The sequence below is a fragment of the Ruegeria sp. YTSA219 genome (assembly GCF_059609985.1).
The window spans coordinates 160,243-186,488 of sequence record NZ_JBXWMT010000006.1 but is presented as its reverse complement, the minus strand read 5'-3'; the positions used below and the strand labels follow the sequence as shown (position 1 = coordinate 186,488).

General features: G+C 56.5%; 29 protein-coding genes. 15 read left to right on the top strand and 14 right to left on the bottom strand.

Going from position 1 to position 26,246, the window contains the following annotated elements; genetic code table 11:
• Position 1: 1 nt before the first annotated feature.
• From AC2FFB_RS11065 to AC2FFB_RS11050, 4 genes are all read right to left on the bottom strand, one after another.
• Positions 2-1,069, bottom strand: coding sequence for a 5-(carboxyamino)imidazole ribonucleotide synthase (locus AC2FFB_RS11065; protein WP_271949191.1), 1,068 nt, complete (start codon positions 1,067-1,069; stop codon positions 2-4).
• Positions 1,070-1,071: 2 nt separating this feature from the next.
• Positions 1,072-1,827, bottom strand: coding sequence for an NAD(P)-binding domain-containing protein (locus AC2FFB_RS11060; RefSeq protein WP_496874901.1), 756 nt, complete (start codon positions 1,825-1,827; stop codon positions 1,072-1,074).
• The gene (gene purE, locus AC2FFB_RS11055; protein WP_271949196.1) at positions 1,824-2,309 is read right to left on the bottom strand and encodes a 5-(carboxyamino)imidazole ribonucleotide mutase; all 486 of its coding nucleotides are present in this window, start codon (positions 2,307-2,309) and stop codon (positions 1,824-1,826) included. Before purE ends, AC2FFB_RS11060 begins: the two co-directional genes overlap by 4 nt.
• A 76-nt stretch (positions 2,310-2,385) precedes the next feature.
• Positions 2,386-2,610 (bottom strand): YdcH family protein, encoded by a 225-nt coding sequence (locus tag AC2FFB_RS11050; protein WP_037308505.1) that lies wholly within the window; start codon positions 2,608-2,610, stop codon positions 2,386-2,388.
• A gap of 163 nt (positions 2,611-2,773) precedes the next feature.
• On the opposite strand from AC2FFB_RS11050, the gene AC2FFB_RS11045 reads away from it, so the two are divergent.
• The 4 genes from AC2FFB_RS11045 to AC2FFB_RS11030 all read left to right on the top strand — a co-directional run bounded on the left by AC2FFB_RS11045 (position 2,774) and on the right by AC2FFB_RS11030 (position 5,254).
• The gene (locus tag AC2FFB_RS11045) at positions 2,774-3,187 is read left to right on the top strand and encodes an Hsp20 family protein (RefSeq protein WP_142636541.1); all 414 of its coding nucleotides are present in this window, start codon (positions 2,774-2,776) and stop codon (positions 3,185-3,187) included.
• 5 nt (positions 3,188-3,192) lie between these two features.
• The gene (locus AC2FFB_RS11040) at positions 3,193-3,417 is read left to right on the top strand and encodes a DUF1150 family protein (protein ID WP_142636543.1); all 225 of its coding nucleotides are present in this window, start codon (positions 3,193-3,195) and stop codon (positions 3,415-3,417) included.
• Positions 3,418-3,509: 92 nt separating this feature from the next.
• Positions 3,510-4,394: a PhzF family phenazine biosynthesis protein gene (locus tag AC2FFB_RS11035; RefSeq protein ID WP_142636545.1), complete on the top strand. Its 885-nt coding sequence runs from the start codon at positions 3,510-3,512 to the stop codon at positions 4,392-4,394.
• Positions 4,394-5,254: a hypothetical protein gene (locus tag AC2FFB_RS11030; RefSeq protein WP_496689551.1), complete on the top strand. Its 861-nt coding sequence runs from the start codon at positions 4,394-4,396 to the stop codon at positions 5,252-5,254. The genes AC2FFB_RS11035 and AC2FFB_RS11030 overlap by 1 nt, the downstream gene beginning before the upstream one ends.
• 57 nt (positions 5,255-5,311) lie before the next feature.
• Here the strand turns inward: AC2FFB_RS11030 and AC2FFB_RS11025 are convergent, their stop codons facing one another.
• The 4 genes from AC2FFB_RS11025 to trxB form a co-directional block, all read right to left on the bottom strand.
• On the bottom strand, positions 5,312-7,030 hold the full coding sequence (locus AC2FFB_RS11025; protein ID WP_142636548.1) for a bifunctional sulfate adenylyltransferase/adenylylsulfate kinase: 1,719 nt from the start codon (positions 7,028-7,030) through the stop codon (positions 5,312-5,314).
• A gap of 217 nt (positions 7,031-7,247) precedes the next feature.
• Positions 7,248-8,918 (bottom strand): adenylate/guanylate cyclase domain-containing protein, encoded by a 1,671-nt coding sequence (locus AC2FFB_RS11020; RefSeq protein ID WP_271949208.1) that lies wholly within the window; start codon positions 8,916-8,918, stop codon positions 7,248-7,250.
• A gap of 60 nt (positions 8,919-8,978) precedes the next feature.
• Complete coding sequence (locus AC2FFB_RS11015) at positions 8,979-9,446, bottom strand: RES family NAD+ phosphorylase (protein WP_282021516.1); 468 nt, start codon at positions 9,444-9,446, stop codon at positions 8,979-8,981.
• 4 nt (positions 9,447-9,450) lie between these two features.
• A complete protein-coding gene (trxB, locus tag AC2FFB_RS11010) occupies positions 9,451-10,392 on the bottom strand; it encodes a thioredoxin-disulfide reductase (protein WP_496677643.1) in 942 nt (313 codons plus the stop codon).
• A gap of 225 nt (positions 10,393-10,617) precedes the next feature.
• Here trxB and AC2FFB_RS11005 point away from each other — a divergent pair, with 225 nt between their 5' ends.
• Entirely contained in the window at positions 10,618-11,118 is a 501-nt protein-coding gene (locus tag AC2FFB_RS11005; protein WP_142636556.1) for an Lrp/AsnC family transcriptional regulator, read from the top strand.
• 116 nt (positions 11,119-11,234) lie between these two features.
• Here AC2FFB_RS11005 and AC2FFB_RS11000 read toward each other — a convergent pair whose 3' ends face one another.
• A complete protein-coding gene (locus tag AC2FFB_RS11000; RefSeq protein ID WP_271949219.1) occupies positions 11,235-12,017 on the bottom strand; it encodes a Hint domain-containing protein in 783 nt (260 codons plus the stop codon).
• Positions 12,018-12,322: 305 nt separating this feature from the next.
• Here AC2FFB_RS11000 and AC2FFB_RS10995 point away from each other — a divergent pair, with 305 nt between their 5' ends.
• Positions 12,323-12,502: a hypothetical protein gene (locus AC2FFB_RS10995; protein WP_185956677.1), complete on the top strand. Its 180-nt coding sequence runs from the start codon at positions 12,323-12,325 to the stop codon at positions 12,500-12,502.
• Positions 12,503-12,743: 241 nt separating this feature from the next.
• Here AC2FFB_RS10995 and pgeF read toward each other — a convergent pair whose 3' ends face one another.
• The 3 genes from pgeF to lgt are packed head-to-tail and all read right to left on the bottom strand — an operon-like array spanning position 12,744 to position 15,447.
• Entirely contained in the window at positions 12,744-13,502 is a 759-nt protein-coding gene (gene pgeF / locus AC2FFB_RS10990) for a peptidoglycan editing factor PgeF (RefSeq protein ID WP_496689554.1), read from the bottom strand.
• Positions 13,499-14,566, bottom strand: coding sequence for a class I SAM-dependent methyltransferase (locus tag AC2FFB_RS10985; RefSeq protein ID WP_142636562.1), 1,068 nt, complete (start codon positions 14,564-14,566; stop codon positions 13,499-13,501). The genes pgeF and AC2FFB_RS10985 overlap by 4 nt, the downstream gene beginning before the upstream one ends.
• Positions 14,566-15,447 carry a prolipoprotein diacylglyceryl transferase gene (gene lgt / locus AC2FFB_RS10980; protein WP_496693879.1) on the bottom strand — a complete coding sequence of 294 codons (882 nt, stop codon included), beginning with the start codon at positions 15,445-15,447 and terminating at the stop codon, positions 14,566-14,568. Before lgt ends, AC2FFB_RS10985 begins: the two co-directional genes overlap by 1 nt.
• A gap of 97 nt (positions 15,448-15,544) precedes the next feature.
• On the opposite strand from lgt, the gene AC2FFB_RS10975 reads away from it, so the two are divergent.
• The 5 genes from AC2FFB_RS10975 to AC2FFB_RS10955 all read left to right on the top strand — a co-directional run bounded on the left by AC2FFB_RS10975 (position 15,545) and on the right by AC2FFB_RS10955 (position 18,735).
• On the top strand, positions 15,545-15,793 hold the full coding sequence (locus tag AC2FFB_RS10975; protein ID WP_142636566.1) for an accessory factor UbiK family protein: 249 nt from the start codon (positions 15,545-15,547) through the stop codon (positions 15,791-15,793).
• A gap of 308 nt (positions 15,794-16,101) precedes the next feature.
• Positions 16,102-16,602, top strand: coding sequence for a type III secretion system chaperone family protein (locus tag AC2FFB_RS10970; protein WP_281972666.1), 501 nt, complete (start codon positions 16,102-16,104; stop codon positions 16,600-16,602).
• A gap of 36 nt (positions 16,603-16,638) precedes the next feature.
• Entirely contained in the window at positions 16,639-17,454 is an 816-nt protein-coding gene (gene proC, locus AC2FFB_RS10965; RefSeq protein WP_142636570.1) for a pyrroline-5-carboxylate reductase, read from the top strand.
• The gene (locus AC2FFB_RS10960) at positions 17,447-17,785 is read left to right on the top strand and encodes a tRNA-binding protein (protein ID WP_271949232.1); all 339 of its coding nucleotides are present in this window, start codon (positions 17,447-17,449) and stop codon (positions 17,783-17,785) included. Before proC ends, AC2FFB_RS10960 begins: the two co-directional genes overlap by 8 nt.
• The gene (locus AC2FFB_RS10955) at positions 17,785-18,735 is read left to right on the top strand and encodes a 2-hydroxyacid dehydrogenase (protein WP_271949234.1); all 951 of its coding nucleotides are present in this window, start codon (positions 17,785-17,787) and stop codon (positions 18,733-18,735) included. Before AC2FFB_RS10960 ends, AC2FFB_RS10955 begins: the two co-directional genes overlap by 1 nt.
• Here AC2FFB_RS10955 and AC2FFB_RS10950 read toward each other — a convergent pair.
• The gene (locus AC2FFB_RS10950; protein WP_142636576.1) at positions 18,732-19,310 is read right to left on the bottom strand and encodes a thymidine kinase; all 579 of its coding nucleotides are present in this window, start codon (positions 19,308-19,310) and stop codon (positions 18,732-18,734) included. The two genes, AC2FFB_RS10955 and AC2FFB_RS10950, sit on opposite strands and share 4 nt — an antisense overlap.
• Before the next feature lie 353 nt (positions 19,311-19,663).
• Here AC2FFB_RS10950 and AC2FFB_RS10945 point away from each other — a divergent pair, with 353 nt between their 5' ends.
• A complete protein-coding gene (locus AC2FFB_RS10945) occupies positions 19,664-20,125 on the top strand; it encodes a hypothetical protein (RefSeq protein WP_142636888.1) in 462 nt (153 codons plus the stop codon).
• Between the two features lie 220 nt (positions 20,126-20,345).
• On the opposite strand, the gene AC2FFB_RS10940 is transcribed toward AC2FFB_RS10945, so the two are convergent.
• Positions 20,346-21,470 (bottom strand): beta-ketoacyl-ACP synthase III, encoded by a 1,125-nt coding sequence (locus AC2FFB_RS10940; RefSeq protein ID WP_281972669.1) that lies wholly within the window; start codon positions 21,468-21,470, stop codon positions 20,346-20,348.
• A 166-nt stretch (positions 21,471-21,636) separates the two neighbouring features.
• Here AC2FFB_RS10940 and AC2FFB_RS10935 point away from each other — a divergent pair, with 166 nt between their 5' ends.
• From AC2FFB_RS10935 to AC2FFB_RS10925, 3 genes are read left to right on the top strand one after another with little or no spacing between them, the layout of a single operon-like run.
• Positions 21,637-22,104: a MarR family winged helix-turn-helix transcriptional regulator gene (locus AC2FFB_RS10935; protein ID WP_496708115.1), complete on the top strand. Its 468-nt coding sequence runs from the start codon at positions 21,637-21,639 to the stop codon at positions 22,102-22,104.
• Positions 22,101-23,138, top strand: coding sequence for an efflux RND transporter periplasmic adaptor subunit (locus AC2FFB_RS10930; protein ID WP_496874900.1), 1,038 nt, complete (start codon positions 22,101-22,103; stop codon positions 23,136-23,138). Before AC2FFB_RS10935 ends, AC2FFB_RS10930 begins: the two co-directional genes overlap by 4 nt.
• Before the next feature lie 11 nt (positions 23,139-23,149).
• The gene (locus AC2FFB_RS10925) at positions 23,150-26,200 is read left to right on the top strand and encodes an efflux RND transporter permease subunit (protein ID WP_496874899.1); all 3,051 of its coding nucleotides are present in this window, start codon (positions 23,150-23,152) and stop codon (positions 26,198-26,200) included.
• The last annotated feature ends 46 nt before the right edge of the window (positions 26,201-26,246 follow it).

Below are 26,246 nucleotides of genomic sequence, written 5' to 3'. Positions count from 1 at the left end.
TTTACCGCGTGATGCGGTTAAAATGACCCATCTTGCGGCCTGCCTTCACCTCGGCCTTGCCATAAAGATGCAGCGCAACATCACGTTCGGTCGCGAGTTCAGGTACGCGGTCCATATCGTCGCCGATCAGGTTCTCCATCACCACGTCTGAATGACGCTGCCCGTCGCCCAGAGGCCAGCCTGCCACGGCACGGATATGTTGCTCGAATTGATCCACCGCGCAGCCATTCTGTGTCCAATGGCCCGAGTTATGCACGCGCGGTGCGATCTCGTTCACGATCAGACCCTGCGGGGTCACGAACAACTCGACCCCCATGACGCCGACATAGTCCAAGGCGTTCAGGATATTTGCCGCCAACAGGATCGCATCTGTGCGCTTTGCTGCGGGCAGGCGGGCAGGGACGGAGGTGGTATGCAAAATGCCATCGCGATGCACGTTCTCACCGGGGTCGAAACAGGCGACCTGACCATCCAATCCGCGCGCGGCAATGATCGAAACCTCATGGCTGAAATCGACAAAGCCTTCCAGGATCGCAGGCGCACCCGCCATGTCTGCCAGAGCAGTTTCAGCGTCATCGGGGCTGAGTAGCCGGGCCTGTCCCTTGCCGTCATAGCCAAATCGGCGGGTCTTCAGGATGGCAGGGGTGCCGATCTGGTCAATCGCAGCCTTCAGGCTGTCCAGATCCGTGATATCGGCGAAGGGTGCGGTATTCAGGCCCTGACCTTGCAAGAAAGCCTTTTCGTTCAGTCGATCCTGACTGACCCGCAGCGCCTCGCGCCCCGGGCGGATGGGGCGGTGGACTTCCAGAATGTCCAGTGCTTCGGTGGGGATGTTCTCGAACTCATAGGTGATGACATCGACTGCTTCGGCAAAGGCCTTGAGGGCCTCGGCATCATCATAAGAGGCGGTGGTCACACGATCCGCCACATGACCCGCAGGCGGGGTCGCACCGGGTTCATAAATATGCGACACAAAACCCAGCCGGGCTGCAGCAACGGACAGCATACGGCCCAGTTGACCGCCGCCCAAAATCCCGATTGTCGCGCCGGGGGCAAGCATTTCCACCATTCTCAACTCTCCAAACGTTTGCCAATAGCGCCAAGTGCTCCGTGCAATGCCTTGTGCGCGCCCTGATCTTGCAGGGTCTGTGTCATTTGCAGGCTCAGCGTGCCGTCAGTGGCCAGCGCATCGCGTTCGGCCTCTAGGCGGCCTGCGGCCTTCTTATCCATCGCGTGCAGAAAGCCCGATACCAACTGGGTGGTGTAGAATTCGGCCCCGGCTGCGTCTCCGGTTGTGTCTCCCAGCCAAGTTGCTCCGGTCGCCATCAGGTCCAGAAGGCCGGGAACCATGGCGCAAATGGCGAAATGGGCGTTCAGTGCCGCCTCATCTGCGACCTTGATCACCGGGTTTTCCGGTGCGAACAAATCGGCCAGCAGTTGATCGTTGCCGAAAGCGACAAGCGGGCAACCACCGGCTTCCAAAAATCCCAGCGGAATGGTTTGCACGATTGCCGGCGCCGGAGAACAGAGCTCGGTTAGTTCATCTTTCGAGACTGATGCCATGACCGAGACGATCTGATTGTCGGATCGAAACGTTAAGGCGGCCAGAACGTCCGCAGCGATATGTGGGCGCAGGCACAGGAACACGATCTCGGATGCATCTATCACGGCCTGTGGCGTCGTGACAGACACACCCAGTTCAGCCTTTAGCGCGGCTGAAACCTGGTCATTGCGTTCTGTCACGGAGATCTCGTGCCCTTTACGGGCCAAAAAACGCACCATCGGGGCCGCAATATGGCCCGTGCCGATGAATCCGATCCGGCTCATCCCTCGGGTTCTTCGGGGATTGAGGCCGATAGCGCGTCGCGCCAGGCATCCAGCCGGTCGGCCAGAGCGTTATCCTGCAGCGCCAGAATGCCAGCGGCCATCAATCCCGCATTGGCACCGCCTGCCGACCCGATCGCCATAGTCGCAACCGGGAACCCTTTGGGCATCTGAACAATGGAATAGAGCGAATCGACGCCAGACAGTGCCCGCGTCTGCACCGGAACGCCGATCACAGGAACGCGTGTTTTCGAGGCCATCATACCCGGTAAATGCGCGGCCCCGCCGGCCCCTGCAATGATCACCTGCAATCCGCGCGAGACAGCAGTCTTGCCATAGTCCCACAAGCGATCTGGGGTGCGGTGCGCTGAAACGATGCGTTTTTCATAGGCCACGCCCAACTCATCCAGAATATCTGCGGCTTCTTTCATCGTGGACCAGTCTGACTGGCTTCCCATGATGATCCCCACTTTAACGTCGCTCATCCGCTTGCGTCCCTGCCTTCCGAAAGAGCGCGAACTATAGCCAAATCCGCCTTTGTGGCAATGCGGTTCAGATGTCTCAGGCGATGATATCCGGGGTCAGGCGGTCTTCGATCAGGCGAATGATGTCTTTCAGGCGCAGTTTCTGCTTTTTCAACCGTTTGATCGTCAGTTGATCCGAGGTGCCAGTGGCCTGAAGCGCCTCGATTGCTTCGTCAAGATCACGGTGTTGACGGCGGAAAACTTCCAGCTCTACCCGCAGAACCTCATCAGTTTTCATCGAAAGATCGGTGGGCGCGTTCATTGGCGACTCAGAGTTGTTGTGGTGCTTGTCACACAAGATAGTGTGTCAGGCTTGATCCGGCCAGACCTTGTGGACATCGCTGTATATTCCCATATTCTATTATACGCGGTTGCCAGAATGGGGCCGCACAACACGTCGCTTTGGCAATAAAGGACGAAAATACGTGTCTAAACTTACTCTGGGCTCATACCCGCATCTTTTGGGGTTCGAGCAGTTGGAACGCCTTCTGGAGCGGTCTGCAAAGGCCGGAAATGAGGGGTATCCGCCCTATAATATTGAACAGACCTCGAATTTTTCCTACCGCATTACCCTGGCTGTGGCTGGGTTTGCAGAAGAGGACCTGTCGATTACCATCGAAGATCGACAGTTGGTGATCCGGGGACGTCAGCGCGACGACAGCGAAGGACGTATCTTTCTACACCGTGGGATCGCGGCACGTCAGTTTCAGCGCATGTTCGTGTTGGCCGATGGGGTCGAGGTTGGCGAAGCGATCATTGAAAATGGTCTGCTGCATGTGGATCTGACCCGCGCCGTGCCCGAAACCGTGGTGCAAACGATCAACATAAGGAAGGGGTAAGAGCAATGAATACACCGTTTGAAATCAACGCCGAAGGCGATCGGATCGTCTATGTCAAAACAGTTGAAGTCGCCGATCTACCTCGGGAAGTTCGCGAACAGGCCGGAGATCTGAGCCTGCTATATGCGGTACACGATGCCGACGGCCAGCAACTGGCACTGGTTGCTGATCGCAAGCTGGCGTTTAACCTGGCGCGCGAGCATGATTTTTCACCGGTGGCCGTGCACTAAAGCGGCCTCCGTACGTTTTCCTCGTGACATCCATGGCCTGTCGGGCGAGACAGTCGAACCTATGATGGTTCGAATATCGGAGTGCACGACACATGAATTGGTTCGACTTTGACTGGGTAGACGCCTTCAGCGATCGCGCCTTTGGTGGCAATGGGTGCGCTGTTGTTCATGGTGGGGCAGCTCTGTCCGAAGACGTCTGCATGGCCTATGTGCGCGAGACGTCCTTGGTTGAATGCACCTTTACTGGCCCGTCCGATGTGGCCGATTTCCGGGTTCGTTATTTTCTGGCCAGTCGCGAAATCCCCTTTGCCGGGCATCCCACGATCGCAACCGTAGCTGCAATGCAGTCCAGAGGAATGCTGCAAGGCAATACCCTGACGCTTGAAACCGGCGCGGGGATCGTTTCGATCTGCATCAGCGGTGATGAAATCGAGATGACGCAGATTGCACCACAATTCGGCGCCTATGTTCCCGCCGAGCTGGTCGCCTCTGCCATCAGCCTGCCCAAAGAGGCGATCATCTCGCCGCCGCAATTTGTTTCTACCGGGCTGCCCTTCTGTGTCACTGTTCTTCGTGATCACGACGCCCTGCGCGCGGCAAAACTGGTCGAAAGGCCTTTGCGCGAGATTGCCGAAAAGGCGGGCTTTTCCGGCTCCGATATGGCCGAACCTTTTCTTGTAACGCTCAAAGGCGCGACCAAAGCAGGCGATACATTCTCGAGATTGCTGTTGGCCCCGCCCAGCCCGCCCGAGGATCCGTTTACCGGATCTGCCACTGGTGCGATGGCGGCGTATCTCTGGAAACATGGGCTGATGCCAAAGGACGTTTTTATTGCCGAGCAAGGCCATGATATGGGGCGCCCCGGTCAGGCGACTGTTACCCGAGCTGGCCCATCGGATGCGATGACAGGCATCAAGGTCGCCGGTCGCGGGCATATCCTTATGCGGGGTCAGGTTAATTTACCAGATGCCGGATGATGACAGAACCTGCAATCGCCATACTGCCCTATGGGCATCGGTTGGGGCCGAAACTGGCCACGGTTCCTTTGTCGGAACTGACTTGGCCCGAAGGTTGCCCGGATCGTCTGATCGGAAAAAAAGTGGGCGATCTTGCGCACACGGACCATCTGATCATGTACCCCAATTCCACCGTACATTTGCGTCTTCGTCGGGGAACACGTGCGCGGATATCTTTGATGATGGGAGAGCCTTCGGCCATCCATGCCAAACATGATCGCATGTTGCGCTATACGTGGCGGCGGTTCTTCCGGGTGCTGACCTTTCATGATGTATTGTTGCAAGGTATCCCAAACGCCGTGTTTCTGCCTTATGGCGTGACGATGGTGCCTGATTGGCGAGAACTTTTGGTCGAGAAATCTAAATCCTGTTCTTTGATCGCCTCGGCCAAACGTGATCTCGAAGGACATCAGCTGCGCCATTCCGTGATCGACTGGGTTCGTGAATCCGGGGCAGATGTCGATATTATGGGGCGTGGCTATACTCCGTTTGACCGAAAGTCTGACGGGCTGGCCCCATATCGCTATTCGGTGGTGATCGAGAATGTGCGGGAGCGAAATTACTTTTCGGAAAAGCTGACAGACGCGATCTTGTGCTCGACTGTGCCGATCTATTGGGGCTGTCCCAATATTGGTGATTTCTTCGACACATCCGGGATGGTCCTGTGCGATTCCGAGGCCGACATTCGGAGTGCGATTCAAGCCGCTTCGGTCGATGACTATGCCGCGCGTCTAGATGCCCTGCGGGCCAGCCAGTCCAAAGCGGCGGAATTTGGTGATTTCGAAGGACGCGCTGTCGCCGCCATTCGGGCAGAACTATAATCCAATAGAAAAAGGCCCCCGGAAACCGAGGGCCTTTTGCTTGATTCTTTGCGCAGGTTACGATCCGGCGATCAAACCCATGCTTTCCAGCTTGAGCAGAACCTGGTGGGCACAGTTGTCTACGTCCACATTCTCGGTCTCGACGCTCAGCTCAGGATTGGCAGGTACGTCGTAGGGATCGGAAATTCCGGTGAATTCCTTGATCTTGCCTTCACGCGCCAGCTTGTACAGGCCCTTGCGGTCGCGGCGTTCGCATTCTTCGATGCTGGTGGCCACGTGAACCTCGCAAAAAGCGCCGAACGCTTCGACATCTTCACGGACGGCGCGGCGGGTCGTGGCGTAGGGTGCGATTGGGGCACAGATAGCGATGCCGCCGTTCTTGGTGATCTCGCTGGCCACATAGCCGATGCGGCGGATGTTCAGGTCGCGGTGCTCTTTCGAGAAGCCCAGTTCCGATGACAGGTTTTTACGAACAATGTCACCATCCAGCAGGGTCACCGGACGACCGCCCATCTCCATCAGCTTTACCATAAGCGCGTTGGCGATGGTCGATTTGCCCGAGCCGGAGAAACCGGTGAAGAATACGGTAAAACCCTGCTGACTGCGCGGCGGTTTGGTCTTGCGCAGTTCGGTCACAACCTCAGGGAAGCTGAACCATTCGGGGATTTCCAGGCCTTCGGCCAGACGGCGGCGCAGTTCTGTGCCGGAGATGTTCAGGATCGTGACGTTGTCTTTGTCGGCGATCTCGTCATTCGGTTCGTATTGAGCGCGTTCCTGCACAAAGACCATGTGCTTGAAATCGACCATTTCGACGCCGATTTCATCCTGGAACTGGCGGAACAAATCCTGTGCGTCGTAGGGGCCATAGAAATCTTCGCCGGCTGAGTTCTTGCCGGGGCCTGCGTGGTCACGGCCGACAATGAAATGCGTGCAGCCGTGGTTGGCGCGGATCAACCCGTGCCACACCGCCTCGCGCGGGCCTGCCATACGCATCGCCAGGTTCAGCAGTGACATCGAAGTTGTCGAGGCCGGGTACTTGTCCAGAACAGCCTCATAGCAACGTACGCGGGTAAAGTGGTCCACGTCGCCCGGCTTGGTCATACCAACAACCGGATGGATCAGCAGGTTGGCCTGCGCCTCTTTGGCGGCGCGGAAGGTCAGTTCCTGATGCGCGCGGTGCAGCGGGTTGCGGGTTTGGAACGCAACAATACGGCGCCAACCCAGCTTGCGGAAATAGGCGCGCAGCTCGTTCGGTGTGTCGCGGCGAGCGCGGAAGTCATAGTGAACGGGCTGTTGGATACCAACAACAGGACCGCCCAAGTAAACCTTGCCCGCAGTGTTGTGCAGGTAGTTGACCGCCGGGTGAGCATCGTCATCTGCGCCAAAGACCTTTTCCGCCTCGCGCGCCTTGTTCGGCGTCCAGCGGTCGGTCACAGTCATGGTGCCCAAAATGACACCTTCTTGGTCGCGCAGTGCAATGTCCTGACCCAGTTTGATGCCCTCAGCGAAGTCTTCGCTGACATCCAACGTGATTGGCATCGGCCAAAGGGTGCCGTCGGCCAGGCGCATGTTTTCGACGACATTGTCGTAATCGGCCTCGCTTAGGAACCCTTTCAGCGGGTTGAACCCGCCATTCATCAGCAGTTCCAGATCACAGATCTGACGAGGGCTCAGGTCCCAGCTTGTCAGGTCGGCAGCTTCTACTTTCAGTTTCTGTGCGGACTCGTACGAAACATAAAGTTCAGAGATCGGCGCCAGATTGCTTAACATCGTCATGGGAATTCTCTTGTCGAAGGATGGATTGGCCAGTGATTCAGGGGCGTTTGCCGGGCATGTGCCCCGGCGGCCGGGTGAAGTCCAGATGGATTTATGAAACAAAGGACGATATGCGCGGTTTTTCTCCGGATTGGAAGGATTTTCCACATTTTGACGCGAAACCCGACGACAATCCCTTGGATAAAGGCCAAATAGACCGGTTTGAATGAGTGTGTTCTCAGGCGGCAATCTTGGGGCTGAGGTCGGATGCACGTTCGACCGGCAGGGCAGAAATTGGCCTTGTTACCCCACGCAACTGGAAGGGGCGCAGATCGTTCTGCCAACCGTCATGCCCCGCTGCCTTCAGCAGATCGCCCGAAACCAAAAGCTCGACACCCAACCCCTTGGTCTCGGCTTCCAATCGGCTGGCGACATTCACGGCGTCGCCGATAATCGTGCGGCTTGCAGTGCCCACGGCGCCGATTTCGCCCAGAACCAGATCGCCCAGATGTAACCCCATTCCAATGCGAATAAGCGGGCTGCCCTCGGTTTCGAGTTGCTCGTTGAACCGTTGCAATGCGCGGCTGACATTGGCTGCAGCTTTCATCCCGGCCCGTGCTGAACTTGCAGCATCGGTGGTTTCAAACACTGCCAGCAGCCCGTCACCCATATACTTGTCGACCACACCCCCATCCGAGGTGATGGCTGGTACGATGGCGTCAAAGAACCGGTTGAGCAGGAAAACGATGTCATAGGGCAACTGCCCGGTGGTCAGTGCCGTGAACCCACGCATGTCCAGAAACAGCACCGCCAGTTTACGTTCCTGCCCCTGACTGGCATGGGCGCGATTGCGACCGCTACCGGGATTGTACATCCGAAAGGCCGTGATTGGCTCGGTCGGGCGGATCTGACAGGCCAGGCGTGCGCCTTCGGGTGCTTTTACGGCAGCCAAGCTGCGGGCCTCGATCTCACTGGGGACGGGGAGCTGATCTGCACCATTCTCGACAATAACGCGACAGGTGGTGCAGCGCCCCTTGCCACCACATAGCGCAGTGTGGGGAATGCCGTTGGCCTGAGAAATCTCAAGCAGAGTCATGCCTTTTTCGGCCACAATTTCGGGGCCTTCCACATATTTGATGCGCACCGAATGCCGGCGTCGCAAAATTTTGCGCACCAGAAACACAAGCAATGTAGCGCCAACCGCCAGCCCGAATGCAAGCAGCGTATCTTGCCTCACACCCATCAGAGCCTGAAATGCCTCGGGCGATGGCCAGTTGTAATGTTCGATATACTGATCGCGCAGAAACGGGTCGGCGAAATCAGCCCAGATGCGTCGGCCCTCTGTCAAAAGACCTGCCAGAGCGAAAGACGGAATGAACACGGCGAGCCCGATCAAATAAGGTAGCGTCCTTTGCCACCAGGATGTCAGGCGCAGCCACATGTGAAGACCGATGCAACTGTGGACCCAAACCACCAGCAAAAGCAGGCTTTGTGTCCAGATTGCATAGCTGGGCCACATTAGCGCGATGATATAACCCATCTCATCATTAACCCCGAAAACTGAATGTGCGTATCGGGTGTGAACAAGGTGCGAGATCAGTTGCAGTGGAATCACAAATCCAAGCACCACCTGTAGCCCCAGACTGAAAGGCATTCGCATGGTTCTGCGCTGAGCTAACGAATACAGCGCCAGCCCAAAATGCACGAGCAAGGCCAGATATAGAATCGCGCTGCCGATGTTATTGCGCGTAATGACATGGCGGCCTTTCTGCATTCCGTGGAGATAATCAGTATGAAACAGTCCCAGACCGATATTGATGAAGTGAAAGAAGGCAAAGATGAACAGGATCAGGCCGCTCATGATCCTCAGCCGGGTAGCCCACCCGCCTTGCCATAGTACGCTTTTCACTCGGTTCACCTGTGTTCGTTTTGCTCGCATCTCAGAGTCTGTAACGGCGCAGAGCGGGGGTCAAGCGAAGCCTCTATGCCCCGGCAACCAGGGATGCGGATCCCCATCCAGGCACACTACCTCTGGCGAGGTGCTAAACAAAACCGCATGACTGAGTTCTGGCCGGGATCGCGAGCTGTATAGCAAGCCATCGGCGCCTTTGGCGCGGGCGTCATCCGAAAATAGCCAGGTGGGTGAGGCGCCTTCTTTTTCGTGGGTATCCTGCCACACGACCGAGGCTTCGCTGCGCCCCCGCAGATCTACCAGCCGAGCGCCGGTGATCCGGCATTTTTGAAGAATGCGTGGTGGATCAGATGGGCAGACATAGCGTTTGATGGCTATTTCGGCACCCTCAGCGCTCAGCGAAGAATAAAGCGCGAATTGGCCCGCATAATGAAAACGCCCCTCTGGCGCCCGTGCTGGGGCCAAAGGGGCGTCTATCTGTGACAGGAACAGAATTCTCCAGATCGGGCCGGAGAATTCGATCACCTGATTAATCCTGCTCGGCCAGGAACCGTTCAGCATCCAGCGCGGCCATACAGCCCATCCCGGCGCTGGTAACGGCTTGACGGTAGATGTGATCTGTCAGGTCTCCGGCAGCAAAGACACCTGGAATGGAGGTTTCTGTGGAGCCCGGTTTGGTGATCACATAGCCGCCCATATGGGTTTCCAGCGAGTCCTTGACCAGCTCATTCGCGGGCGCGTGGCCGATGGCGATGAAAACACCTTTGCAGGGGATTTCGCGAATCTCACCGGTTTTCACATTCTTGACGCGCACGCCTTCGACACCCAAAGGCGCATCGGTTCCGGTGACCTCGTCCAGTTCGTGGAACCACAGGGGCTCGATCTTGTCGTTCTTCATCAGCCGATCCTGCAGAATCTTTTCGGCGCGCAATTCATCGCGGCGATGGATCAAGGTGACCTTGCTGGCAAAGTTGGTCAGAAACAGCGCCTCTTCCACGGCGGTATTGCCGCCGCCGATTACAACGATCTCCTGCCCGCGATAGAAGAACCCGTCGCATGTGGCGCAGGCGGAAACGCCAAAGCCTTTGAACTTCTCTTCCGAGGACAATCCCAGCCATTTCGCCCGCGCGCCAGTGGCCAGAATGACCGCATCGGCGGTGTAGATGGTGCCGCTGTCGCCCTTTGCGGTGAACGGGCGTTTCGAGACATCCAGATCGCTGATGATGTCGCCGATGATCTCGCACCCCATCGCGGCGGCGTGCTCCTGCATCTTGATCATCAGATCAGGCCCCTGGACTTCGGTAAAACCGGGATAGTTCTCGACCTCGGTGGTGGTCGTCAGCTGTCCGCCCGGCTCGATGCCCTGAACCAGGATCGGTTCCAGCATCGCACGGCTGGCATATACGCCCGCAGTATAACCGGCAGGTCCTGATCCGATTATCAGAACCCTGGTGTGTTTTGTTTCGGCCATGATACCCCCGACTCGATCTGCCTGATACGGGCCTGCGGCCCCTTGGCGAATGGATATAGCGACCCCCTTGAGGCGCTTAAAGCCCCTTCGTGCCGTATCGGAGAATCCGTTTCACAACTCGCGCTAGAAAAATACCTGGAAAACCAAAGAATATTGCGCAAACGCGAAACATTATTGCGCATCCCTTGGGTGCTGATATAACAACCGAAAATTCAGGAGCTTTTTATGGTCGCGACACGGCTGGACGAGATTGACCGCAAGATTCTGGCAGAATTGCAGGCAGACGGTCGCATGACCAATGTAGAGCTCGCGAAACGTGTGGGAATTTCCGCGCCTCCGTGCCTGCGGCGCGTGCGCACATTGGAGGACTCGGGCCTTATCCGCGGATACCACGCGGAAGTGAATGCGCGTGAGCTGGGTTTTGAGGTTCAGGTCTTTGCAAGCGTCGGACTGGAAAGCCAAGCCGAAGCCGAACTCAGCGCATTCGAGGAACGCTGCCGCGAGTGGCCACTTGTCCGTGAATGCCACATGTTGAACGGCGAAGTGGATTTTATTCTGAAATGCGTCGCTCCTGATCTCAGCAGCTTTCAGCAGTTTTTAACAGGCGAGTTGCTGACCACGCCAAACGTAGCCAGCGTTAAAACCTCACTTGTGATACGCGGCGCTAAGGACGAGCCCGGTGTACCGTTTGACGTCCTGGAAGAACGAATGAACCGGACGGCGTAAAGCGCATCCTTTTGTGACGGCTGGTGCACGGCGGCAGAATCGCCGTGACAACCAGAAACAAAACCCAACTAATTAAAATCTGCATAAAGCCCCCACTTTGCAGTACTGGTTAAAACTCAGGCAGTGATTGCGTCCACCTCTCCATCTCCGGCACGCGGTAACTGCAGCGGGCCAAAGTCATTCAGCGATTCGACATGCTCGAACAAGTTCAAATAGATTGAGCGAAGCGAATGGCTGATCATCCGAACCGCATTTACGCCTGGATGATATGATTCAAACTGTAATCCGTCTACCTTGATAACCGAATGGCGTTTCAGACAGATGTGAAACAATTCGATTGGGGTAGGCGGTAGCATCTCGATGACGCCCATCCCGTCTTGGAACTCGTGTGCGGGCGTCAAAACAGGAGATCCGCCATACAAGTGCCGCAGATGTGCTGGGGTGCCTAACAGGCGCGCAGCCGGACCGACAGTCACGCCTGACATCGGTTTTTGCATTCCGAAGGTATCCGCCATGATGCGTGTCAGCGGGCGCGTGCGACCACGCGAGTCTTCGCGCCCGGGGATCAAAGTAACCGAGCCCTTCCAGACCACGGTTTCCGAAGTTCCATTCTGGGTCAAAACCGTATCGCCAGGTAAAAGATCTTCGATCGCTATCGGCCCGTTTTCGGTTTCGACAAGCGAACCCCGCGTAAAGGCACAAAACGCATCCTCGAACATGGGCAGCGCTGGCGCGATGTGGCGGGTTTGGGATACCTCGCCATTGCTCAACAATGAACTGACCTCATAGCGCCGCAGCTGCGCTTTTTGTTTTGTTGTATTTCTTGGAATCTCGCGCAGCATTGTCGACGTATCGACGGCGTTTCTGGCGGCGCGGGCCAAAGAATGTGGAATAGTCATACTAATTCCGTCCCCTCAAACATCCGCTCAGGAAGGCTGAACCCCCGTACAGGCCCGCCTGATCGGTTTTCTTTGTCTTGAATGCTATGGCGACTTCGAGACGTCGGCTGTAACGGCCGCGCGGTGCGATGGAATTTCGCAAACTCTTGGTCAACACATTGACCCCCCAGACAAACTCACAACTCGCAGACGAAAATTGTCTACGCACACAAACCCCTAAACACATTCACAGAAAGCGTCTGTGAAGCGCCACACACCGGATCGGAGCACCCCCGCTGTGTGTCTTGACCCTCAAAGCCGGCAGAATGGCTTTGGTAGGCCTGTCTAATCAGCGTCGCGAAGCCAAACGGCGCGCCACACTGGCAGAACGGCTGGAAACCCGCTTCCACGGCATCTCCAGTTTTTGCTCTCTGGACGCTTTCAGAACAGCGCTGAGAAAGCGGGATCTTTGTTTCATCCTGTTGTCCTACTCGTTCAAGGCTTAGTGCCTAACGACCCAATCTGAGCCTAACGTGTCGCCATATTGAGGCGGCCATAAGGCTGACGCGGGTTGAATCTGGGACAAAAGAAAGTTGGTTGTTTCCTTTTCTTAATCTAGCCGCGCTCACATTCGGAAATATGCAGATAACCATCTGAGAGAGGGCAATAAAACCTAATTTTGGCGACTCATATAGACACAACAAATGTGGCGAAAAAGCGGCGATTTCGCCACAATCAGGACGCGCGTCACAGTTTGATTGCGGAAATCAGGCGGCCGTAGTCGGCTTCTTTTGCATGAACCGATCGGCGGTACGAATAGAATCTGTTCGGGTCCGAATAGGTGCAATGACGAATCCACTCTGCATGCCCGACACCAGCCTGACGTAACCGGTGCAGCCCATAGGACGGGAGGTCAAATTGCATCCGATCACCCGTTCCATTTGCGAAGAATCGCAGGTTTTCTGATGATTCAGTGGCAAATTCTTCTAGGAACTCGGGTCCGACCTCATACACAGTTTGAGAGATTGTGGGCCCTATGACAGCCACTGTATTCTCGCGCCGTGCTCCTAGCGCCTCCATGGAGTCCAACGTGGCCTCAAGCACACCGTCTAGCGCGCCGCGCCAACCCGCATGTGCAGCTCCTATCACTTTTGCGTGGGTGTCGGCAAAAAGAACAGGTTGGCAATCCGCCGTGAGGATGGTCAGCGCCAGCCCGGGATAGGCCGTAACCAACGCGTCTGCTTTAGGCTTTTCCCCGTCGATTGGACCATCAACAGTTATGACCGTCGGTGAATGCACCTGATGCACCCCGATAAGGGATCCGGGATCGACCTCCATCGCATCCGCTACGCGGTTACGGTTTATCGCGACAGCCTCGGTCTGGTCAGATGATCCATGACCGCAGTTGAGCCCTGCAAATATCCCGGATGAGGCCCCGCCTCGGCGGCAGAAAAAACCATGGCGTACGGATGACAAGAGATCCGAAGTCAGAATTTCCAGCGTCATGATTCCAGTCCCGGTGGTAATGCGGCATAAGATGGGTACAGGCCCAGTACTTTGAACAGGTTTCCCATTTCCTCTGGGTGCGTCAACCGGCGATGTGCGGCTATCAACGCCTCAAGCTTGGACCCGCTGAGTGGTTTCGCCAATGCTTGCGCCCGCGCAGTGATGCCCAGCCGTTCCAGAAAAACGCCTTGGGGTGTCAGGCGCGAATGGGCGCAGCCCGCAGCTCGCGCTGCGCTCGCCAGAGGTTCGAAGTCCACATGGGCGGTCAGATCAGCTTGTCCGGGGCTGGAAAGCGGGTCTATCGGCTTGTGGGCATGTAGCGCCTGAAAAGTATCCCCAAGCGAATGCCAGTCGCCATAATCCAGGATCAGTCCGGCCCCGCCATGTGTCGCGATCCGTCCGGCGATCACAGTGATGATCGGTATGGCCGAAGGGCAAAGCTCGACCAGATCCCCATCCTGCGTGTCCTCAAGCCGGTTCTTCAAAGCGATCTGTGGCGACCGCGGCCCCAGGCCAAAAGCCAGTGATTCGTCCTTCATCCCGATCAAACGTTCCCGCCAATCGCTGTCATCGCGGATGAATTGGCGAATGGGCAGAGCGTCAAAGAACTCGTTTGCCACCAGCAAAAGCGGGGAATCGGGTAGATCGGTGACCGATGTAATCCAGCGTGGAGCATAGGCATCCAGCGTCTTTGCCTGAATGGTGCGCAGGGTTGGTGAGGCCTCAAGCAGAACAATATCTGCCGCCGCGTGAAAGCCATCCACGCCCTGTGTTGCACGCAGTATGTCAGCCATCAGCGTTCCGCGCCCGGGACCCAGCTCCGCTAGCGTGAAACGGCCCGGACGCCCCTGGTCAATCCAGCATTGCGCAAGGCTGAGCCCGATCAGTTCGCCAAACATCTGGCTGATTTCCGGGGCGGTGATGAAATCGCCCTGCGGGCCAAGGGGATCGCGGGTGGTGTAATATCCCAGTGTCGGGTGCAGCAGGCATTCGGTCATATAGTCGGCTACACTCATCGGGCCGTCTTGTGCGATACGAGCCTGTAAGAGGTTGGCGAGGGTCATCACTTGGCCTTAACGCGTAAAGCCAGCCAAAGGCCAAGGGCAATCATTGGCAAAGATAGCAACTGGCCCATGGTCAGGCCGTAGCCGCCCATTTGCCAGGCAAGTCCAAGCGGATTTCCGGGTGAAACAAACTGCGCATCGGGCTGCCGGAAAAACTCGACAATGAAACGCGATGCGCCATAGCCGGACAGAAACACTCCCGTGACCAATCCAGGTCTTTGGAAAGCGTGGCGCCGATAGACCAGCCACAAGAGCAAGGCACCCAGCAGCAACCCCTCAAGCGCGGCTTCGTAAAGCTGAGAGGGGTGGCGGGCGCAAAGACCAATAACCTCCGGGCAGTTTTGGGCGGCGGCACCGGGGAATACAAAGGCCCAGGGCAGGTCGCTGGGCCTTCCCCACAGTTCGGCGTTGATGAAATTCGCGACACGACCCAATAACAGCCCAGGCGGCACGGTATGCGCGATCAGATCAGCAAGCGGCAAAATCGAAATTTGGTGACGTCTTGCATAGATATATGAGGCCACGACGACGCCTAGCAATCCACCGTGGAAGGCCATGCCGCCCTGCCAGACCATCAGAATTTCGATCGGGTTCGAAAGGTAATAAGTTGGTTGATAAAACAGCACGAACCCAAGTCGCCCGCCCAGAATCACGCCCAGGATGATCCAGGTGATCAGATCCTCAAGCTGGGCGGGTTGCATAGGTGGCGCCTTGTCGGGCCACAGGGCGGGGCGCTTTAGGGCGATCACCCCCAGGCGCCATGCAATCACAATCCCGGCGATATAGGCGAGGGCGTACCATCTAAGTGCGAACTCCATCCCGAACAGCGAGATCGAGAAAAGTTCGGGCGACAGATCGGGGAAATTCAGAACAGCCTGCATGTGCGTCTCATTGCCCGGGCTTTGAGGGTTAAGTCAACCTTGAGCCTGCGCCAATCATTCCCCATATAGAGACCAACCGCCAAATCGGAGGATAACCATGCAAACCCGCAACAAGATTCTGGATGATGTTTCCCAACTCATGACCAACGCCATGGGTGTTGCCCAAGGCGCAAAGGACGAGGCGGAGAACGCCATGAAGTCGATGATCGACCGTTGGCTGGCTGATCGCGATTTCGTCACACGCGAAGAATTCGACGCTGTCCGTGCCATGGCTCAGAAAGCGCGCGAGGAAAACACAGCGCTCGAGGCGCGCATTGCAGCGTTGGAAGCCAAGCTGGGCGAATAATCCCCCGCGAAATTTTCGAAAAAAGACAAACGCCGCGCAATCCGGTTCTGGGTTGTGCGGTGTTGTGCATCATGCCGTCTTGCGGGAATTAATCAAGACAAAGCTGCATCTGATGCCAATATTTTGATCCCCGTTGCCAGCTATCCACAACTTATTGCTGTTATCCCCAAAAATGGGGGTTGTCAGGCCACCACCCACAGCGCACCATATTTAGTACAGGCCTATGGGGGAAGCCCGGCTTGTAGAGCAGGCAACTAGCGCTGGGGCGCTGCCAGCCCCGAAGTGCTAGAAATTAGTGAGGTGGCATTATGGCCCTTTCCGAGCAGTTTCTTGAAGAAGACCTTCATCCAATCGACATTGTTGAACATCTTGCCGAACATCACGATTGGGACTTTGATCGGATCGGGGATGATCAGATCGCAATGGCTGTCGAAGGACAGTGGCGCACCTACTCGATTACGCTAGCCTGGTCGAATTATGACGAAACGCTGCGTATGGTGTGCTCGTTCGAGATGGAGCCACCTGAGGCGCGCGAGGCCGAGCTTTATGAACTGCTGAACAAGATGAACGATCAGTGCTGGGCCGGGGCCTTCACATACTGGGCCAATCAGAAGCTGATGGTTTACCGCTACGGTCTGGTTCTTGCGGGTGGTCAGATGGCCAGCCCGGAACAGATTGATACGATGATCACTGCAGCGGTCCTGAGCGCCGAGCGTTATTATCCCGCGATCCAACTGGTCACATGGGGCAACCGTACCCCGGAAGACGCGATGCAAGTCGCCATTGCAGAGGCCTACGGCCGCGCGTAAAGCTTTGCCCCGAGCCAAATAAGCGGAGGGGCAATCATGGACATGTCACGCGTCGCCGAACAGGGGCTGGTGCTTTTGGGATGCGGAAAGATGGGATCGGCCATGCTTGCCGGGTGGTTAGAGCATGGCCTTCCTGCCTCGTCAGTCTGGGTGATTGATCCTTTCCCGTCGGATTGGCTGAAATCGTCGGGCGTCAACATCAATACCCCGCTACCCGAAGCGCCTGCGGTAGTGCTGGTCGCGGTAAAGCCACAGATGATGGGCGATGCACTGCCCGCAATTACAGCCCTGGGCGGTGGGCGCAGCCTGTTCGTGTCGGTGGCGGCGGGCACCTCGATCTCAACATTCGAAGAGGTGTTGGGCCAGAAAACACCAATCGTGCGTGCCATGCCGAACACCCCGGCGGCGATCCGACAGGGAATCACGGCGTTGATTGGAAATTCTGCTGTTTCGGATGCGGATCTGGCCCTAGCCGAAAACCTGCTATCTGCGGTCGGTGAGACGGTCAGATTGCAGGATGAGGCGCAGATTGATGCCGTTACCGGGCTGAGCGGGTCCGGCCCTGCCTATGTATTCCACCTTATAGAAACGCTCGCTGCTGCGGGTCAGGCTCAGGGCCTGCCACATGATTTGGCGATGAGGCTGGCCAAGTCCACGGTCGCCGGGGCAGGGGCCTTGGCCATGGCGTCTGACGAGGACCCTTCGCAACTGCGCGTCAATGTCACTTCGCCTAATGGAACCACGCAGGCCGCGCTTGAGGTCCTGATGCACGACGAATTCGGTTTTCCCGACCTGCTGCACCGCGCTGTTAAAGCCGCAACTGATCGGTCCAAGGAGCTGTCTCGTGAGTGAAATTACATTCGACGATTTTCTCAAGGTCGACATTCGCGTCGGCGAGGTTATCCGCGCCGAGCCCTTCCCCGAAGCGCGCAAGCCAGCGATCAAGATGTGGATCGATTTTGGACGAGATATCGGCGAGCGGAAAACCTCGGCCCAGATCACTGCGCATTATGATCCCGCCTCATTGGTGGGCAAGCAGGTGATGGCGGTGGTAAATTTCCCTCCGCGCCAGATCGGCAAGTTCCTGTCCGAAGTGCTTGTTTTAGGATTGCCCGATGAGACTGGTGAGATCGTCCTGATCGGGCCGGATGGCAAGGTTCCAACCGGTGGGCGGATGCACTGATGCGTGTGTTCATTGCCCGACCGATGACCGCCTCTGTCGCAGCACGTGCACGCGCAGAGTTTGACGCAGAGATGCGCAGTGAAACCTTGCCGATGTCACTCAAGGAAATGGGGCATGCGCTGTCCGAATTCGATGTGGTGGTGCCGACCTTGGGCGACCTGTTTTCTGCCCAGATCTTTGCTGAGGTGCCGGAACCGCGGTGCAAACTGCTGGCAAACTTTGGGGTTGGGTATAATCACATAGATGTGGAGGCGGCCCGTCAGGCCGGAATCGCGGTGACCAATACGCCGGGCGCTGTCACAGATGCGACTGCCGATATTGCCATGACATTGCTGCTGTCCACGGCCCGCCGCGCCGGAGAAGGCGAACGGCTGGTACGTTCAAACCTTTGGCAGGGCTGGCACCCGACACAGATGTTGGGCCATCACGTGACCGGCAAACGGGTCGGCATTGTGGGCATGGGGCGCATTGGGCAAGCCATCGCGCGACGTTGCCACTATGGGTTTGGTATGCACGTCGCCTATCAATCGCGCAGTCCAAAGGAGTTAGAGTTTCCGGCGGATTATGTCTCAGACCTCAAAGCTTTGGCTGCCGGTGTCGATTTCCTGATCCTGGCTGTGCCGGGCGGTGCCGAAACCCGGCATCTGATCAATGCGCAGGTGCTGCAGGCGATGAACGCTGCTGCCATCCTGATCAATATTTCTCGGGGAGAGGTATTGGATGAATCGGCCCTGATTTCGGCGTTGCAAGAAAAGCAAATCGCGGGTGCGGGTCTGGATGTCTACGAATTCGAACCCGCAGTGCCGCAAGCTCTGATAGATTTGCAGAACGTGACCCTGTTGCCCCACCTGGGTACCGCGACTGAGGAGGTCCGCAGCGCTATGGGGCACATGGCGCTAGATAATGTTGCGGCCTTTGTTCAGGGGCGCCCGCTGCCGAATCCGGTTTAGGTGCCCACGGCCTCGCGCCAATGCCTGCGGCACAGCGAGACATAGGTTTCGTTGCCACCAATTTGGACCTGAGCACCTTGGGTGATGGGATTTCCATTCTCGTCCTGACGAATCACCATTGTTGCCTTGCGGCCGCATTCGCAGATCGTGCGAACCTCACGCATCTCATCCGCCAGCGCCAGCAAGGCGGCCGATCCGGGAAACAGCCGGCCCTGAAAATCGACCCGCAACCCATAAGCCAGCACCGGCACGTTCAGGTCATCTACGGCGCGGGCCAGTTGCCAGACCTGATCTTCGGTCAGGAACTGGGCTTCGTCGATAAAGACACATGCAATTTTGCCTTGCGCCAGACGGGCTTCGATCATGGCGAAAACATCATCATCGGTGTCAAAAGTATCAGCCTCGGATGATATCCCAATCCGCGAGGCAATTTTCCCAGCACCGGCGCGCCCATCCAATGCAGCCGTCATCAGGTAAGTATCCATGCCGCGCTCGCGATAATTATGCGAGGCCTGCAGCAACACGGTCGATTTGCCCGCGTTCATAGTCGAGTAGTTGAAGTAAAGTTTTGCCATGGCTCGGGTCTAATTCGCCAGCCCCGCCTGGGCAAGCCATCTCATGTGGCGAAATGAGCGACGCCGCCGTTGTCCAGTTAGGGGATGAGCTCACGCTCTTTGGGGATGGAGCCCCTGCACTCACAACAGCGACGCCTTCGGCCTATAAGCGGCCTAAACGAAGCGGGGCTAATATGTGCCCCGCTATCACTCGCTACCGGCATTATTGCCGCCACTCACTCACAAAACCCTCGCATATCTGAGGGATAGCCAACATATCGCATTTCAATTATGAATCAGGTATGGGAAATTTCATTTCCCTTTCCCCCGCAATGGCAGATGTAGTGGGGAAGGCAGGTAGCAAAGGTAAAAACATGGCAGATATCGGGGCCTATCTCAAAAAGCACACCGAAGCGTTGGTCAAGGACGTTGGAATTGAGTCCGCGTGCGAGATCACGGGTAAATCCAAAGCCACGCTTGGCCGATATTATTCAGATAATGCAGAGCATGCTGATCGGTTCATGCCGGTTGATGCGGTTGCACGCCTTGAAGCGGTGGCCAACTTTCCGCATGTGACGTCGGCGTTGGCCGACCTCAAGAACATTACGCTGTCATATGATGGCCGCAACACGGACGCTCCTCGCACCGGAGGTGTGAATTCGGATGTCATCGCGTTGAGCCAACGCTTTGCCATGCTTATGACCGAATATCAGTCAGCTATCGAAGACGGTATCATCACGGTCAACGAGGCCAAACGCCTGTTGAAGGAAACCAGCCTGCTGCAGCATGTTCTGATCGAGATGAAGCTGCACCTTGAAGAAGAAAGCGTGAGCTGAGGCAAGGGAAGTTGCGTGTCTTGATCCAGTTTGGTGTGCGTACCGATACTCATGACATGCTAGGTCAAACTTGACCCGATCTGAACGCTCGCATGCTGGGGCTTTTGCCGCTTGCCGCCGGACGGGGTGATGCCAGTGCTGAAACAAGGATCAAACAACCAAGCAGGGTCGAATAAGCCCGGCTTTCTTGTACGAATTTGTGGTTGCGCGGAGTGTTGTCTTAACCGTGGCGTTTCACGATTACCGAACCCACGGAATACCCTGCTCCGAAGGAACAGATAAGGCCGATCTCGCCATCGGTGAAATCGTCCGAGTATTTCGAAAATGCGATGATCGACCCTGCCGAGGACGTGTTCGCATAGTCTTGCAGGATGTTTGGCTGCTCTCCGGGGGCGGGTTCGCGGCCCATGACTTTTTTACCGATGAAATCATTCATCGTTTTGTTCGCTTGATGTAGCCAAAGACGTTTGAGATCGGCGTTGCTGATACCTTCGGCGTCCATATGGTCGGCAATGTGCTTGCTGACCATTGGAAGAACCTCTTTGAACACTTTACGGCCGTTTTGCATGAACTGCATGTCGCGGCGGTCGGTCAATCCCTCTGGCCGAGTGCGACGCAGGAAGCCATTATTGTTTCGGATGTTGTTGGAAAAATCCGTGGCGCAGCTGGTCGACAAAATCTCGAAATGCGGTCCGGTCGCATCCTCGATCCGTTCGATCACGGTGGCCGTTGCCACGTCACCAAAAATAAAGTGGCAATCTCGGTCACGCCATTCCAGGTGGCCCGTGCAAATCTCGGGGTTTACCACAAGCGCACATTTGACCGAACCGGACCTGACCATATCCGCCGCCGCCTGAATGCCGAACGTGGCCGAAGAACAGGCAACGTTCATATCGAATCCGAAGCCTTTGCATCCCAGCGCCTGCTGGATCTCAATCGCGATTGCAGGATAAGCCCGTTCATGGTTCGAAGCCGCGCAGATTACCAGATCAACATCGTCCCCGTTGCGCCCTGCCTGTGCCAGCGCTTTCTTGCAGGCGTCAACGGCCATTTCGGTCATGATGCCAGGTTCATCGTCAGAGCGCTGACGAAACAGCGGGTGCATCACGTCGGGATCCAGAACGCCCGCTTTGTCCATCACATAGCGGTTTTCGATTCCGGAGGCCTTCAGAATGAACTCTTCAGACGAATGCTGCATCGGTTCAACGTCACCAGCGGCAATCGCCTCTGCGTTCTGGGTGTTCATCTTGTCGGCATATGCATTGAAGGCCGAAACGAGCTCGGCATTCGTAATGACATTATCTGGCGTGAAAACACCCGAGCCGGTGATTGCTGGCGTATACATGTTGGGTCCTGGATTTCTGGATTCACCTAAAATGCCGTTATGATTGGTATTGTTCAAGAGAGATTGACCCGAGGGAATGTTAAGCTTGGTTGGAAATTGAGCTTCAGTTCTTGAATAGTTCGTTTTTCGAAGTATATACGCGTCAAATTCTGCAAGGAATCATCCCATGGCCCATGATCATAACACTCTGTTGCATCGCTTAAGCCCCGAGATGCAGGCGATGATGGGTGTGTATGCGCTCTATTGGAAGCTCGAGGAGAGCTTCGATGCCATCGAAATAGAGCTGAGCCATCAGGAATGCCATATGGTGATCAAATTGGATCAGCCCAGGCGCATGGGCGTTTTAGCGGCTGACATGCTGTCAGTTCCTTCGACAATCACGTCGACCGCCGATGCCTTGGAAAAAGCGGGCTATCTGAGGCGCGAACGCGACCCTGAGGACCGCCGGGCATGGCTTTTGGTTTTGACCGAAAAAGGCACAGAAACACGCCAGATGCTTGTGGCCCAAGCGGGCGCCCTGTTTCAGCGCGCGTCCGGACTGACCAAAGATGAAACGGCAGAATTCGCAAGACTGGCCCGGAAGATCCGGGAAAACATACTGAAAACTGGAATTCCCGAGGGACTGAAGAAATGAAACTGATCTCTGCTTTGGGCGTGGCCCTGACCATTCTCTCCAGCTCAATCATGGCTGAAGAAGCTGCCAAGCCGGTAAAGCTGATGGTGGTAAAGGAAACCACACCTGGGTTCACACGTCAGTTCTTTGGTCGCGTCGCTGCGCGGCAAACGGTTGATCTGGCCTTTCAGGTGGCTGGACAGATCATTGAAATGCCAGTGGCTGAAGGATTTGTCATCCCCAAGGGTGAGCTGATCGCCGAGCTGGATCGCGAGCCGTTCCAGCGCCGCTATGATCGTGCCGTTCTGCAGAAAGATCAGGCGGATCGGACCCTGGCCCGCCTGTCTCGGCTGCGGGGAACTGCGGCCAGCCAAGTGGCTGTGGACGACTCTGAGACTGCGGCGCAACTGGCTGATATCGCTGTGCGTGACGCGCTATACGACCTGGAACAGGCGACATTGACGGCACCGTTTAACGCGCTGGTGTCCAGCCGGGCGGTCGAGGCCTTTACCACTGTTTCCGCAGGTACCCCGATCGTGCGCATCCATGATATGTCCGAACTTCGGATTGAGGTCGACGTACCCGAAATTTTGTTTCAACGGTCGGGCCAGCAGGATGACATCACCATCACCGCGAAATTTCCGGTGAGCGACGAAGTCTTCCCGCTTCAGATCCGCGAATTCGACGCCGAATCTTCAAGTGTCGGTCAAACCTTCCGCATCCAATTTGGCCTGACACCGCCTGAAGGGCTGCAAATTCTGCCTGGTTCGTCGGCTACTGTGACTGTTCGGGTCAAGGACCAGAAACGGGGGATCTTTGTTCCGCCTACAGCCATTGTGGCCGATGTCGAAGGGGCGCTGGGCGTAATGGTGTTTTCTCCGACCGGGGCTGACCAAGGGACACTGCGCCGCATCCCCGTTACCATCGAGCCCACGGAAACTGGTGATGTCAACGTACTGGGCGGCCTAAGTGACGGGGAAGAAATCGTTGTCGCCGGCGGCGACGTTTTGATTGACGGTCAGGTGGTGCGCCGCTTTACCGGTCTTGCCAACTAAGGGGCGGATTGATGAACATCGCACGCGCATCCATTGATCGCCCTATCTATACATGGCTGGTCATCCTGATCGCCTTGTTCGGCGGCATCTGGGGATTTCTGTCGCTTGGCCGTCTGGAAGATCCAGCCTTCACAATCAAAAACGCCGTCATCGCAACCCAGTATCCGGGGGCAACGGCTGAACAAGTGGCGCTGGAGGTTTCAGAGCCACTGGAATCCGCTATCCAGCAGATGGGCGAGGTCAAGACAATCACATCAGTGAACCAGCCCGGTTTTTCGCTGATCGAGGTCGAGATTAACTCAGCCTATGATGGGACCGAGCTACCGGAGATCTGGACCAAATTGCGCGCCAAGGTCCGTGACGCCTCACGGGAGCTGCCATCGGGGGTGGGTGAACCGCTGGTCAATGACGGGTTTGGCGATGTGTTTGGTTTGTTTTATGCGGTCACGGCCGAGGGCTTCTCGGACGCTGAAAAACATGAGCTTTCCACATTTCTTCGGCGCGAACTACTGACGGTTGACGGTGTCGCGGATGTCGAGGTGATGGGCCTGCCGCAAGAGGCGATCTTTATCGAACCCGACCTGTCTATTTCGGTGAACCAGAACGTGCCTCTGCAGGCGCTTACCGACGCGATTACAAATGCGGACTCGGTAAACTCGTCGGGGTCATTGCGATCAGAAGATGGCCGGACCGCAATATTAACCGCCGAAGGGTCCGATACGGTTTCCGCCATTGCTGGCCTTTCTGTTGGATCGCAGGGCCAGGTTATCAACCTGTTCGATATGTCGAATGTACATCGTGGTCGCCTAACCGATCCTAATGTCATCATCCGGTTCAACGGGACCGAAGCTTTCACTCTGGGTATCGCTGGGCTTTCGACTGATAATATCGTTGAGGTCGGCAAGCGTGCTGACGCGAAATTTGCCGAGTTGGATTCTCAGATCCCCTATGGTGTCGAAATCCTGCCGATTTACCAGCAGCACGTCGTTGTTGAGCGGGCATCGAACGACTTTCTGGTGAACCTCGCGCTGTCGGTCTCTATTGTTGTTGCGGTTTTGGCCTTGTTCATGGGTTGGCGCGCGGCTTTGGTTGTGGGAACAACTCTGTTGCTGACCGTGGTTGGCACGTTGTTGTTCATGGCATTGTTCTCGATCGAGATGGAACGAATTTCGTTGGGCGCTTTGATCATCGCGATGGGTATGTTGGTGGACAACGCCATTGTGGTGGCCGAAGGAATGCAGATTGCAATGCTGCGCGGCAAGAATTCGCGCGATGCGGCGGATGAGGCTGCGGCCAAAACGCAAATCCCGCTGTTGGGAGCAACGGTGATTGGCATCATGGCTTTTGCCGGGATTGGTCTTAGCCCTGATGCGACGGGCGAGTTCTTGTTTTCGCTATTTGCTGTTATCGGGATATCGCTGCTGCTGAGCTGGACCCTGGCGCTGACGGTGACTCCGATGCTTGGGCACTATTTCTTCAAGCAGGGCAAAGAAGGTGAAATTGATGCCTATGGCGGGATCATGTTCCGTGTTTATGGCGCGATCCTAAACTGGGCGCTGCGGTTCCGTTGGATGGTGATTGCAATGCTGGTGGGCATTACCGTGGTCTGTTTCGCAGGATTTGGTTTGGTCAAACAACAGTTCTTTCCAGACTCGAATACGCCGCTGTTTTTCGTGCATTACAACCTGCCGCAGGGCACACCCATTGCGCGCACCGCCGAGGATATGGCTGTTTTCGAAAACTGGCTGGCGGATCGGGACGATGTGGTATCTGTCACGACATTTGTTGGGCAAGGAGCAACTCGTTTTTTGTTGACCTACTCTTCGGAAAAACCGAACCCCAGCTACGGTCACATGATCATCCGGACGGAAACCTTGGATGACATTCCGGCTTTGCGGGCGGATCTCGAGGCGTTTGGCTCGGCGCAGTTCCCCGAAGGCAAGTTCCGCACCAAGCGGCTGGTCTTTGGTCCTGGCGGCGGTGATCCAATTCAGGCCCGTTTCTCGGGAAGCGATCCGGCGGTGCTTCGGCAACTTGCGAATGAGGCTGTGCAGACGATGCGCGCGGCCTCGCCCAATGCGCTGAACGTCTATCACGACTGGCGCGAACAAGGGCTGGCTGTCCAGCCAATTTATGCGACCGAACGGGCGCAGACCGCAGGGGTGTCGCGCGAAGATATCGCGGCGACTCTGCAATTCTCGACCGATGGGATCACTGGTGGTGTGTTCCGCGAACGCGACCGCCTGATTCCGATCATCTTGCGCCGCCCGGTGGACGGGGATTATTCGATCGTGGATCAGGTTGTATTCTCGGACCAGTCGCAGAAATTCGTGCCGATCGAGCAGATGGTCGACAGGTTCGAATATAAGGCACTCAATACGCTGGTTCATCGCCGGGATCGTGTGCTGACCATTACGGTAGGGGCCGACATCCCGCCGGATTTGACAGCTGCGCAGGTTCATTCCGAAGTCCGCACAGCCATCGAAAGCATGGAGCTGCCAGCGGGCTATCGACTGGAATGGGGTGGAGAGTTCGAGAATGCTGGCGATGCAAATAAAAGCCTGGGTCGTCAGTTGCCGTTGAGCCTGTTGATCATGGTTCTGATTTCGGTGCTGATATTCAACGCCATTCGTCAGCCGATCATTATCTGGCTGTTGGTTCCGATGTCGGTAAACGGAGTGGTGATCGGTCTGCTGGGCACGGGTCTGCCGTTCACATTTACGGCGCTACTGGGACTGCTTAGCCTATCGGGAATGCTGATCAAGAATGGTATCGTTTTGGTCGAAGAGATCGATTTGGTACGTGCAACCGGGCAGGGGCTGCGTGAATCGATCATCGAGGCTTCGGTCTCGCGTTTGCGCCCGGTGATGCTGGCCGCAATCACGACGATTTTGGGTATGGCTCCGTTGTTGACGGATGCGTTCTTCAGGTCGATGGCGGTGACCATCATGGGTGGTCTGGCCTTTGCCACGGTCCTTACCATGGTGGCGGCCCCCGTGTTCTACATGGTGTTCTTCCTGCCGGAGGAACGGCGCAAGAAACCACCGCAGCCGGTTGTCTAAATGAAAAACCCCCGGTCATGGACCGGGGGTTTTGCTTTATTCTGGT